Consider the following 13,031-nt stretch of genomic DNA (forward strand, 5'->3'; position numbering starts at 1 on the left):
AATTGAGTTACACACTTACGTGCTGTTTTATTACTTGTTGATATATCGGTTTTTTGGCGACCATTCTTTCAATGGTTTTGTGAAAAATGGTTTCTTTGAACTGTGACCTGTTTATCCTAAAACAGAACTCATCGAAATATCTCTGTACATGCCATTTGCTTACATGTGTTGGAATTGCCCTCAACCAAGATTTCAGCTGCATTATAACAATATGCATTTCCTTGAAGTTCTTGCCGCCTGCACTGTATTTCTGTTCAATATTATAGTCTTTCATCAACGGTGCATACCCTCGCCATTTATCTGTTACCACTTTGGCGGTCGTACTGATATGCTCTTCGAAGATTGGCGTCAGGGATCTCGCTGAATAATCCTCGATCGATCTTACGTAGACCCTTTTGATTTTGTGCTTTTTGTCTAGCTCCACCGCTATCACTGCCTTTTTCTTCTTGGAGTCATAGCTCCGGCCCTGTTTGCCCTCTTCTTTTCCACCAACCGTGAATTCATCCACATGGACAATTTCCGACAATGGATATTGCTGGCTGCTCTGCATGGCTATCCTCACCTTCTGCATAAAATACCAGGCAGTTCCCTGTCGGACATCGAAGCGCTTCCCCATCTGGACACTTGACACGCTCTTCGTGCTGGTGGCCATCTCGAACACGATGCAGAATGCCTTATGGAGCCCGAACTTAACTTTGTGGAACAATGTATTTGCCGTGGAGCTCTCCACATGCTGACAGTTATAACATTGATAGGTGTATCCCGCTTTTGCACATCCTTTGGTGTGTCCACATTTCATACATTTAAAACCATCCTGCCATTTTATTTTAGCCAAATAAGCCTTGCAGGAATCATCATCCGGCAATTCTTTTACAAAGTTCAGTATATTTTGACCCTTAAACACATCCATAATCATTATATTTATTGGGCGCAAGATACAGAACTTAAATGATTAACTCAAAAATTTGAAATTAACGTTTTTTATATTTATTGCATCTTCACGCTCAATCCAATCGGTACAATTATACCGAAGTAGTTCACTTTTTTAGTATGTTCATTATTCATGAACAGTCATTTATTGTGAACAAGTATACCGTACAATTCGTAATTGAAGACTAATCCTATTTTTAAAAACTATATCATAAACTCGGTATATGTCATAGTCGATCAAATGCTTTCTCTTTTTCTGTTAAATAATACTTCTGTTTATGACTGGTAGGTTTATCTGTTGAGCTGTATTGCTTTATAATGGATTTGACTAAGAAGCTTCTAAAACAGCCATCAACCGATGATTGAGATATAGTTTTTCTTTACCCACTTTTTCAGAAATAAGAAAACCTGCTTCTTCTAGTGCCATTAGGTAGTTACCAACTGTTTTTGGTGTACCTAGTTTTTCGTCAATTAAAAACTGTCTTTTGGTATAAGGCAATCTAAATAATATCTCTACAAGCTCTTTTGTGTACACATTAGGTAGGGTTTCTTTTATTTCAGCAGTCATTTGTTGCATTAAATCTGTTACATCTTTTAAGCGTTTTAACCCTTTTTTAGCTGTATATTCAACCATTTCGAGCATATAGAGTATCCAAGATTCCCAATCATCATTTTCTGTAACCTCACGCAATTTGCTGTAATAGTCTGCTTTATTTTTTATAATATACTCGCTTAAATAAATGGCAGGTGTATCTAACAGTTTTGAGAGTTTCAGATAAAGCAATAATAAAATGCGCCCTGTTCTGCCATTCCCATCGCTAAATGGATGTATGGCTTCAAATTGGTAGTGCATTAGTGCCATTTTGATTAATGGGTCTATGATGCCTTCGCTATTTATAAAAGTTTCTAAATTTGCCATTTTTTCCCTAATAACGGCTTCTCCAAATGGTGGTGTATAAATGGTTTCTCCTTTGGTGTTTTTCAATGCTGTTCCGGGAGTTGTTCTAATGCCTGCTGTATTATTTTTAATGCTTTGTACAATTTCAATACAAAGGTTGGTACTTATAAAAGGGCGTTTTTCTATATCTCGCAAACCATTCCATAAAGCTTTTTTATAGCTTATAACTTCTTTTGTGGCAGGGTTGTCAAATTTTTTGTCTGCAACCAACGCTTTGTATAAATCATCGTTGGTTGTTATAATATTCTCTATCTCAGAACTCGCCTTAGCTTCTTGTAAATGAATGGTATCTAAAAACAAGGTAGGGTTTGGCAAATTAGTGAGCATACCATTTAGTTGTGCCAATGCCCTACTCGCTTCAATAGTTTTACGCAATACTTTAGTTGTCTCCAGACTTGCCTTTGGTGGAAGTAGAGGAAGATTATTATAAGGTATGTTTTTATCGAATTTTTTCATTTTAAACACAAGTAATGATGACGTTCGTTTTGTCAACAAGGGTAAATATAGTGAAAAATTACCCTTGTTACACAATTATGTGTAATGACTACTTTCGTTTTATAGTTTGAAATCTACGATGGAATTAAAGTTCAAATTGCGAGTGGTTTTTAATAATAATTTTTAGGCCAATATTAATAATGGCACAGCTCCAAACCCAAACACCAAACTCCCAATAAAAATCACCACAGACCAATTGGGATAAATTTTAGCATGTTTTAATTTTTTTTGTCAAAATTGGTTTTTAAAACCGTTTTACCCCCCCTCTATATAATATTCCATTTTTTGCTGATGGATTTAGCTGTTCCGGTCCCTACATGCAAAAGACCGATCGAGGATTTATAGATCGCTTTGACCTTTATTTAGTTTTGTCTTCGGCTTAGGTTTGTTAGGTTCAATTATGGGATTAATCAGGCCTTATTATTTTGAATTTTTATAATAGAGGGTACTCCGTGTTTACTTCGTAGCACTGTAATGCCGCTAAAATATTCGTACTTTGGCTTCGCTAAGCGCAATGACGTACAATTGGGGCACTTGCAATGATATCTTAGAGAGCAAATATTTTTAAATCATAACTTCTTCAATGTTTGAATGAAATATTCCTGATCCAAACCCTTCTTTTCCATTTCAATGATCTTTAGCAAATTGTCAAGAAGCGGTTCATTTGCAATTTCAACATTAAAATTTCGGATTTGTTTGTTATACCGTTGACGATTGCCGAATTGATGTATCAATTCCTGAATATTGGAAGGGATAAAAAACTGGGATCGTTCCTGGAGATGAACCTTATATTCATTGAGATATATTCCAATTCCCGCCAGATCAAAATCTCCAAAATGCAGATACTGATTGGGAATTGTTTTTAACCAGGAAATCACATCCTTGTGTTGGCTTTGTGGATAGCGTGAAATAAATAACGGGTTGATATCTTTAAAGAGATAGCGCTGTTCTTGAATGTGTCGAAAATTTCGGGCATTTTCCACACCTACAATCGTGATATCCTCCGGAATGCGGAAGTTTTCATAATCATAGATAAATGCAAAACTGCCATTATGGGGAGAAATAGGATAATCCTTGGCGTTTAATGTGGCATTAATGTGGTCGTAGGCATTGATCAAAAAACCTTTAAAGGCTCTTTCCTTGGATGTTTTTGAGTCGGTTGCTACATTAACAAAGTCAGCACGGCTGGACTCCTTATTGTCAAGTGCAGTAATATAATCCTCCAAATTATAGATTTGCAATTGGTTAGAAAGAAATACTAAAAGCGCCTTTTCATTGCTGAGCGTTAGGGTTTTTCGGTGTTTTCCTTTTTGAAGGAGGATGTTTTCAGCAATCAATTCGCTAACGAGCGGGCTTTTGGCAGCACTGGCAGGTAGCGTTTCACCTTGAGTAAACCTTAAAAGGATTCGTGCTATTTTGGGAGTCAACTTCATTAATTCGAAATTTTTGTATTCACTTTTATCAATCGATTTATCTTGGTCAAATATCTTTTTGGATTGCTTTTCGATTGTTCCTTAGCCAATTTATAGGTGTATTTATAATCCGTCGCGTTTTGACTTGTTGGAGAACCATTGATGAGCAGGATATTTCGCTCGTTGGCGAATTTTAAAATTCCCCTCACATTATTGGGATGCAATCTCCCAATCTCATCCATCATACAATGCAATTTAAAGTCTTTTATTTTTCTCGAGGCACTATCTTTAAATACGTTAAGAAGTAGAATATTTATCATCGCTTTTACCAAAACGTCCGTTCCTTCACTACCAACGTTTGAAAGCTTCTCCACCCAGCCGGAATCGTTGTCATTTTCAACGATACGGAATTGCAGATCAAAGGATTCAGATAAGGTTAAAGTGGACGTCTTGGCCCGTTCCAGTTCTTTTATCAACTGTTTGACCAATTCCACGGCGCGATGGTTTTTCGAAGACGATTCTGAGGTGCTGAAAAGGTTTATCTGTCCCAATTGTAGACTGTGCTCCTCATTGAAATCCTTTATTTCCAAAAGAAGGGATACAATAGGATTGGAACTTTTCTGCGTACGCATTTCCATTTCCTTTATGGCTTCCACAAAGTTTTTATGTATAAAATCATCATTGATTTTTTTGATTGTTTTCTCAATTTCAGCTTCCTTAGAAGTCAGTTCCGTGGTCTCCCGTCCTATTTGATTAATGATAGTTCCAAAGCGTTCGTTCACGCGTTTCTGATACTCTTGGATTTTATCTTCCTCGATAAATTCTTTGAGGTTAAGGGCGAAATTGAGATACTCTTCATCATTGCCAAATTGTACTTTAAATTGAAACACATTCGCTTCATTAAAGTTGCTAACAAAGCCATTAATGGAACGCTGAAGTTCTTGAAACTTACCAATTCCTTTATAGTATTTGTCATTAATTTCAGAAATAAAAAGCGAAGCCTTTTTTGAAATATCCTGTTCTTCTTTGTCAGAAGAATCCTCCAAAACGGCTTCCATACCAGCAAAAGCTTCGGATTTTTTGAATTTTTCAAATTCTGAAATATCATTTTCGAAAATAGAAAACTTATCTTCAAGCGATTTCACCTTCTCTGTTTGATGGCTTAGCTTTTGATGGGACTTTGAAAGTTCAATTTTATGGGTGTCAGCACTATGAAGATGTTGTTTTTCTAGCGTAATTTTATCTGTTTTCCATTGCGGAAGAAAGTCAAATAACTCTCGTTTATCTTTTTGGTATTCGATGACAGTTTTTTCATTTTGCGCTATAAATTCCAAGGAACTTATTATAGTAGACAATTTCCCATCTATTTCTTCCAATCGTTTTCTGTCTGCACCTTTATCCTCCAATTCATCCATCTGATTTTTGCGGAGTACTTCAATGCGAAGGTCTGATTGCTCTTTGTGATTGTTAATAGAAGATTGCCAGGTTGAAACTTTTTCGTTTTTACTTGCCTCTAAATCAGCAGTCTTTTTATCCCGTTCCGTTTCCTTTAATGAAATCCTTCTCGAAATATTTTTCTTAACCGCCGTTAACTGATCTGTTGCTTTTGAAAGTTCATAAGAACTATTTTCTAACTTCTTTTCAATTTCGGTGGCTCTTATTTTCTTTTCAGTATCTGATTTTTCGACCCATTCTTTCAATTTGACGCTATTGATCTTTTGTTTTTCCTCATTCTGATTTAACTCATAGTCTTCTTTTGCAATTAAATCATTTAAACTTTTGATTTTTTTGGTAAAACCACTCTTCAATTTACTTTGTTCCGTTTCTTTTTCAGCCTCTATCCGAATACTGTTTTTTTGGATTTGCTCCAGCTGTTTTTTTAATATTTCTATGTCCTGCCGATATTCTTGAACACTTTTAATTTTATTCTCAAGAACTTCCAAATTGACGCGGACACCAAATAGAGATTCCGTTTCCTTTTCAAACTGTTCTGGTTCAAGATCCGAGTGAAAAAGAACATTTTCATTAATGACTTTCCCAATAGTATCTTCCCAGTTCGAAACATTTTTATTTAACCAGCCATAAAAGGAATCTTCACTTTGGAATAGTTTAGACTCAATTTCCTTTATTACATTTTCAGCTTCAGCTCTTTGATCGTTCGCCTTTGTCGTTTCAACTTCAAATCGGGTGCCTATTCTTTCAGTTTCAAGTTCCCATTCTTTTCTAGCGTTTTTGATTTGGTGCTTTGAATCCGTAATCGTGAAATAACCAGCAGAAATCTTGGCAATCAACTGCTCCTGATTTTGTTTGCCCGCTCCTATTTCACTTTCAAAAAAGATTTGATGTTTTAATTCTGATTTTTGATTATCGAGACGGTGTTTCTCATTTTTAAGTCTTTCGATCTCTTCTATCGCATTTGTTTTTTCTGCTTCAGAATTGATTTTAATGTCGTTAACTATTTTTAGATAGCTGGTAAAAAGTTCCATTTTGGAATTTCCAAACATCTGCTCCAGTTGATTGATTTCTGAAGTTTTGGTATTTAAGTAAGCTTGCTTTTCATTTTCGATTTGCCGAATCAAGTTTTCATATTTCGTCCTGATATCTGCAAATCTTGAAGTGAGCAGGTTTTTTTCTTCAGCCAATGCGCCCCTTTCCTGTTGCAAGGATTCTTTCTCCGCGACCTTAGAAATTAATATATCAATTTCGATTCTTTGATATTCCTGTTGTTTCCTCTGTGCTTCCGCAATCTGTTTCTTGAAATAATCTATTTCAGAAATTATTTTTTGCTCCCGCTTTTGATGTAACTCTTTGAGCTTTTCAAACTCTTTATAAAATCGATCCTTTGTTTGGCTTTCTTCTGTAATCTCGACCTGAAGTATTGGCTTTTGTTGTTCTACATAATCCATTCGCGACAACAAATTCCGAAATAACTCCGATTTCTCCCGATTCAAATAATTATGAATACGGTAATGGTCAATGATGCTATCCGCTTGTTTTCGGATAGGCACTTCTCCTTTCCTATTTGCTTTGGACCAAATAGCGATATCATTAATTTGACTCTCAAATTCACGGAGATGGTTTTTGGAATAATTCTCCAAATCGATGGTAAACTCTTCCTCATTAAGGGAATTAATGATGGTGTCCTTGATGAATTTAGCTTCCAGATTGGAGTTTAAAAACACATTTTGAATAGTACGTGGAATATTTTCATACTGCCTACTTTCTATAATCGCATATTTTCTGTATTCAGGATTCAGGGATTTATTATCGCCGTAAATAATCCTTCGGAATTCATCATAACTTGAAATGATAGGTGTATAATAAATTGATTTGCCAAAAGCCTGACGAATCTGCTCCCAATTCTCAAACGCCCGATTCTGATGGTCAATAAAGAGCTGTTGCTCATACCCAGAGTCAAAAAACCGAAACGCTACTTTGCCGTTCACTTTGTAACTAAGCACACAAAATGGAACGCCATCTTTCATTACTTCATAAATGACATAGGAGTTTTGATAAGGAAAATAATAATCGTCGTAGTTTTTTTTCTCACGTGGAATTCCAAGTTTGACCTTGTTGGCGTTGTAAAAAAACAAAATGGCACGTAAAAGTGTGCTCTTTCCGACACCCTGGGTACCAATCAGATGCACGTTGCCGTCAAGCTCAATCTCAGCATAGGCCACCGATGCGCTGTTTATAAAAATGATTTTATTAAGGTATCTCATTCTCTATTTCTTCAGGAATATTAATAGCGATAACCAATTCTTTTAAATAATTGAAAGAGGTAAGCACTTTGTAGGTTTCGGACATTTCATTTTCTAAGGCCACAAAATCGTCCTTAACCAATTGCTCGATTATTTTTTTAACTCTTTCGGAATAATTCTTTTTATCGGCGCCTAGCCTTTTTAGATTGTCCAATTTATTTTTTAAATCGGCATTGTTCTTTAGTTGATTGACAATTTCTGCAGGCGAAAACCTAAAACCCACGTCAAAAGAAGTGTCAAATGTTTTTAAAAAGTCCAGCAAGTCTATCCAGCCAAAGGCCTTATTAAGTTTCCTATCCAGATCCGTATTACTTTCCAAGCGACTAAAATAGAAATATTCGTTTCCGTGTTCTAAATTGTAATTGATATGGGCGAAATAATTTTGCAACTCGTAAAATGTTTCCTCCTCCTCAAGAATGTTGTAGAGCATTTTTATACGATCGTCGGGACTATTGGAGCATATAAACCGACCACGGCGAAGCACTTCAAAAATTTCGGAGGTGTATTTTGTTTTCATCTTTATTTATTTAGGATAAACCATAGCGTATTCCACACCATTAAAATTTTCAAATTCATTGGCAATCATAAATTCCTGATCATAAATGGACACAAGTTGACAATATACTGTAACCCGTTCCTCAAAACCGACGTCCTTGTTAAAGTTGTAGTTTGCGATAAAGTTGAACAGATTATCGCCTGTGGCCAAAAAATGATTTCGGACCTCCTCCAGATTGATCATGACTTCTTGCTCCACATTATTTTCAAGAAAATCGGTTGCAATAGTTTCTGCGAGCTCGGGAACGATGTGTGTTCTGGATTTATAATTTTTAGCAACTTTCTTAATGGATGCAAAAGCCCTTTCTTCATTGAGAATAAAATCCAATGAAAGATTAAGAGGTTCTCCCAATCTTCGTTCAAAAATTAAGGAATTGCTTTTTGCTAAGTGCTGTTTGATATCCGTTTCTGCTTCAATGGTAAAATGATCCTTTAGATATTTTAATTTACGAAGCTTCTCCAAAAACAAGCCTTGGTGCTTAATCTGATTCAGATAATCAATAATCTGTTTTTCAATTTCGATCAAGTTATGGGAACATTCATTCAGCTGAAGCTTCAACTCTGTAATGATCCGTTTCAATTCCTCATCCTGGGAGGTTTTAAAAAAGACGGGCTGGTTTTCATTGATAAGATCAAGAGCTTGACCACTCAGCTTTTTTACCATCACTCTTTTCTCATCAAGATGTTTTAATTTGAGTTGCTTGTTTTTAAAATTCGGCTCATTTTTAAAGGTATTGTCAACTTTACGTCTCAGGTCAATAACGCTACGGATCGTTACAACGCCTATTTTGCGAAAAGTTCTTTTTATCTCTCGTAGATAGGCATGTCTTCTATGCTCGCTATTTTCATTTAAAAAGTAAACAATGTTTTCCTGAATGGATTTGATATTTTCATCAATGGAGGCCAAATTAATTTCCTCATTCACTTCAAGGACTTGCTCAAAAAACTCCAAAAATAGACCATCGATTTCCAACAGTCCTCCGTTTTCCCGCAACACCGACTTTTTGACTAGATAATCTATGCGCGCTTCATCAAAATCGACCAGTTCCAGAGCATAAGAAAGTTTAAACTCCAACGACTTTCGCTTTCCAAACATTTCATAAAAAAGTCTGTCTTCTCTTTTTAGAGCAGTGAGCAATTCCTTGATATCATTGAAAGATTGAATGTCCATGGCGCTAAATTTAAGAATATTTTGGGAGAATCAAAATATGAATTTGGGCAGATTTACTAGCTCTTTCCAGAACAAAAATTTATCTCTGCTAGAAAGGACAATTCTCCTCAATACTCTTTAAAAAATTGGAAGACTTATTTCAACTAAAATCATCTTTACCTTTAACGTCAACCAAGTTTGTCCATATACGCCTTTATGAATTTAAACGAATGGCGTCTTTCTTTCAGCTATGGATGGTTTAATTTTTTCGTCCTATCCCGTCAAAGAAAAAAATCAAGGTAAGTTACCGTTTTAAACAGATAGAAAGAAATCGAATTTTTTATATTTTAAATAATTAAACACGAGGCTATTCATCTCCGTATTGCTCATAACTGCTGAAAACATGTTTTGGAGTCTTTTGACAACAATCGGACGTGATTTTAATCAGTGTAACTTTTTTGGGATAGTCTCTCTTCAATCAATCACGCGTTGAACGGCATCGATAAAAGCGTCTCTACCTTGAGTGAGTTCTTTAGAACCTGCTTTTGGCCAGGCTGCCATTTGGGCGATGACAAGGTTTTTATGAGGATTGATATAAATCATCTGACCAAAAATCCCGAAAGCACCATAGCTTCCATCTTTAAAACGCCACCATAAATAACCATAGCCATCACCTTGGTCATTGGTTTGATAAAGTAGTGACGTGGCATCCTTTAACCATTCCTCTGAAAGTATATTTTTATCACCAATTTCACCCCCGTCCAACATTAGCATTCCCAGTCGTGCGAAATCTCTTAAACTCGCCGAAAGCCCACTTCCACCCAAATTGAGATGACTACACTCATCCGCAAACCAATAGGCGTCAGACTCCATACCAAAGGGTTTCCAGATCTTTTCTGAGAGATATTCCGCTAAACTGATACCTGTGGCTTTCTGGACCAAAATACCCACTAAATCAGTTTCACCGGTACTGTAGTTCCAATGAGTTCCTTGCTTATGAGCGAATTTGAGCGGCTTTATATAGGTTAAAATATGAGACTCGTCGCCTTGACAGTGCGCCTTATACATTTGTCCTACATCTGAATTTGGATCTTCATAGTCCTCATTCCATTCAATTCCCGAAGTCATCGTTAACAGTTGACGGACGGTTACTTCACCGTAGTCATAACCATTAAATTCATCAATATATTTTTTTAAAGGATCTTCTAGACTCTCAAGAGCACCTTCTTTTAAAGCGACCCCCACCAACATCGAAGAAACAGATTTAGCGACGGAAAATGAAGTCCAAAGCGTCTCCTGATTACTGTTGTCCCCATATTTTTCTAGGCGAATTTGATTATCTTTTATTACGATAATGCCCTGAACACGATGCTCATTCATATACGCATCCAAGGTCGTGTCGTCCTCCCACTTTGGCGTAATATTCTTATACGCTTTCAACGGAGTACTGTGGGCAGCAGAAGGAATAAGAATACTCGGAAAAATAGCGTGCATGATCGGGAAGCGGCGTTCCTTTTCATCTTGCGACCAGAAAAGCAGACTTTCTAGCTTTTGCCCCATGGTTTCACCAGGAATATCTGCGAGTTCATTATGCGCTGATTTTACTTCAAGAGTTTGACCATCTTGAGCGCTCAGATTTAGTGATCCGAGTGTTAAAAATAAGAGTAGGAAAAATGTTTTTTTATTGATCATAACCTTTGTGGTTGAGTAAACGTTTCAACATAATTCCAGGATGGATGCCTTTTCATTTTTCTACTAACGTACTCATAATATAAATGTAAACAAATTTGTTTGCCTACTGAAGAATCCATGTTAATTTAGAGGTTCCTTTAATTAAGTCATCATGAGAAGAGCAATCATATTTGTTCACGGAAAAAGAGCTGGGGTCCTAACTGAACTGTCTGCAATAAATTATAGTTTTGAATATGATGATAATTATAAAGGTGCAGTTGTTTCATTGACCATGCCAACAAGACACAAAAAATACAGCTATACATCCTTCCCTCCCTTTTTTGAAGGTCTCTTACCAGAAGGCACCATGTTAGAGGGGTTATTGCGTATTACAAAAATTGATAAAAATGATTACTTCTCTCAACTAATTGCTAAAGGCAATAATTTGGTAGGAGCAGTAACGGTTAAATTAAGCGAGGATGAATAGATCTCCTAATCCATATAAAACAGGTGGCACCATCACTCCGAAATAGTCAAAACCTATCGTGTCAGACTATAAAAATACTTATACAAAGAAGTGATGAACATAACAAAACGCACGGATCGGCGAAGCTTACTCCAGTAATTACCTTTTCCTCATCTTTTGTTTCTTTAGAAGCATAGTGGAATTTTACTGACATCTTAAACTCATCCTTTGAATAAATTGACCGGACAAAAATCCTATTCATTAGATTTTAATTAGCAAAATTACTATTGCAATTATCACAAATGCTATTATACCAAAACTCAATTTCTTATTAAATTCTACTCTTTTATTCAATAAATTATTTTGGGAAATAATAGAATTTAACATGTCATCTGATTCTTTTAATTTATTCAACAGCTCTTTTGCGCTACTCTTTTGCTCTTCAGTTAGCGAATCAAACTTTTTAGTTATATCCTTTTGATTTTTGGAAAGAGTTTGTTCTATATCTCCAAAATTTTGAAATATTTTATTAATATTTTGAGATATTGATGCAATTACCCCATTTATACCATTAACTGATATGAAAACTTCCGACAATTTACCTTGATGATTATTGAAATGTGATTCCAAGTCAATATCAGATAAACGGGTGATTTCACTTCTAAAATCAATATTAATTTCTTGCAGTTGGCTAACGTTCTTTTTAATCTCGTTTATGTTTTTTACTAAAAGATCATTATTGCCATCAACGAATAATCTCACTGAACTTCCTAAACTTTCATTATACTGTGTTGCATGCTCTATTATCAACTGGAACTTCCTTTGAAATTCTTCTGGCAATTTTTCGTTGCTATCTTTTAAATCTTGAATTCTGTCTCTAAGGCCTGCGATTTGCTGTAATTCCAATTTTAATTTATCCAATTGCGTGTAATTATCAGATAAGATTGTATCAATATCATTCATGTTCTAATTCGTATAAGTTCAGATTAATTTTTTTACAAATTCGGTATTAATTTTAAGCATTAATTTGTGTTTTATTCTTTTGATAAATTCTTTGGAATTTTCGAATTTGACTTCTCCCGATAAGATTTTTTCAAATTGATATAATTTAGTTTCAAAATCCTGATAATTATCGCATGTGTAGTATAACCTTTCAAATCCTTCCATGAAATGTTTTTCGGCTTCTTCATAATAATAAGGATTATTTAATCCAAAGCTTGCGTAAGCGTATAGCAACTTTAAAACGTATTCTTCATTAGTTTCTATAGCAGCAATGGATCGCCATATTCGTTTACAAGAACCACGCATCATTTTGCACTCATTAATGAATGATGCTTTATTATTCAAAATTTGAGTGTATTTCTCAAAGACTTTCCAATTATCAAACTCATTGTTTTTAAAGTCGTCAATTAAGGAGCGATCCTCACCATCTTCTTTAAATTTACTTTTAGCATATTTTGCATTGAAGTAATAATACATAAGCTGTTTAAAATGGCTATTATATTTTGAGTTTTTGAAATTTAACCTTGTTGGTTCATTCTGGTCAATACTTTCTGTAATAAAATCTCTTATATCTTCAATTGCTCTTTTTCGTTTACCTACGATATCTGAGTAAGTGAATTCTAAAATGATC

The 13,031-nt window shown here is 35.3% G+C and carries 10 protein-coding genes; 1 reads left to right on the plus strand and 9 read right to left on the minus strand.

Features of this window, described 5'->3' with window-relative positions; genetic code table 11:
* Positions 1-7 precede the first annotated feature (7 nt).
* From A9996_RS17970 to A9996_RS18000, 7 genes are all read right to left on the minus strand, one after another.
* Entirely contained in the window at positions 8-910 is a 903-nt protein-coding gene (locus tag A9996_RS17970) for an IS1595-like element ISGal1 family transposase (protein WP_066430526.1), read from the minus strand.
* A gap of 348 nt (positions 911-1,258) precedes the next feature.
* Positions 1,259-2,344, minus strand: coding sequence for a Fic family protein (locus tag A9996_RS17975; protein ID WP_066438552.1), 1,086 nt, complete (start codon positions 2,342-2,344; stop codon positions 1,259-1,261).
* Positions 2,345-2,952: 608 nt separating this feature from the next.
* Positions 2,953-3,816, minus strand: coding sequence for a DUF7281 domain-containing protein (locus A9996_RS17980; protein WP_066438554.1), 864 nt, complete (start codon positions 3,814-3,816; stop codon positions 2,953-2,955).
* Entirely contained in the window at positions 3,816-7,517 is a 3,702-nt protein-coding gene (locus A9996_RS17985) for an ATP-binding protein (RefSeq protein WP_066438558.1), read from the minus strand. Before A9996_RS17985 ends, A9996_RS17980 begins: the two co-directional genes overlap by 1 nt.
* Complete coding sequence (locus A9996_RS17990; RefSeq protein ID WP_066438561.1) at positions 7,504-8,073, minus strand: condensin complex protein MksE; 570 nt, start codon at positions 8,071-8,073, stop codon at positions 7,504-7,506. Before A9996_RS17990 ends, A9996_RS17985 begins: the two co-directional genes overlap by 14 nt.
* Before the next feature lie 6 nt (positions 8,074-8,079).
* Positions 8,080-9,282, minus strand: coding sequence for a hypothetical protein (locus tag A9996_RS17995; protein WP_245905328.1), 1,203 nt, complete (start codon positions 9,280-9,282; stop codon positions 8,080-8,082).
* A 453-nt stretch (positions 9,283-9,735) separates the two neighbouring features.
* Entirely contained in the window at positions 9,736-10,821 is a 1,086-nt protein-coding gene (locus A9996_RS18000; protein ID WP_245905327.1) for a serine hydrolase domain-containing protein, read from the minus strand.
* Between the two features lie 283 nt (positions 10,822-11,104).
* Between A9996_RS18000 and A9996_RS18005 the strand changes: the two genes are divergently transcribed.
* A complete protein-coding gene (locus tag A9996_RS18005) occupies positions 11,105-11,419 on the plus strand; it encodes a HipA N-terminal domain-containing protein (RefSeq protein ID WP_066438570.1) in 315 nt (104 codons plus the stop codon).
* A 240-nt stretch (positions 11,420-11,659) separates the two neighbouring features.
* Here the strand turns inward: A9996_RS18005 and A9996_RS18010 are convergent, their stop codons facing one another.
* Together A9996_RS18010 and A9996_RS20145 are read right to left on the minus strand one after the other, a co-directional pair.
* Positions 11,660-12,361 carry a hypothetical protein gene (locus A9996_RS18010; protein WP_066438573.1) on the minus strand — a complete coding sequence of 234 codons (702 nt, stop codon included), beginning with the start codon at positions 12,359-12,361 and terminating at the stop codon, positions 11,660-11,662.
* Between the two features lie 18 nt (positions 12,362-12,379).
* On the minus strand, positions 12,380-13,031 hold a 652-nt coding region (locus A9996_RS20145), incomplete at its 5' end, for a hypothetical protein (RefSeq protein ID WP_169817267.1).

It is taken from the genome of Gelidibacter algens, from assembly GCF_001678675.1.
GTDB classification, from domain to species: domain Bacteria; phylum Bacteroidota; class Bacteroidia; order Flavobacteriales; family Flavobacteriaceae; genus Gelidibacter; species Gelidibacter algens.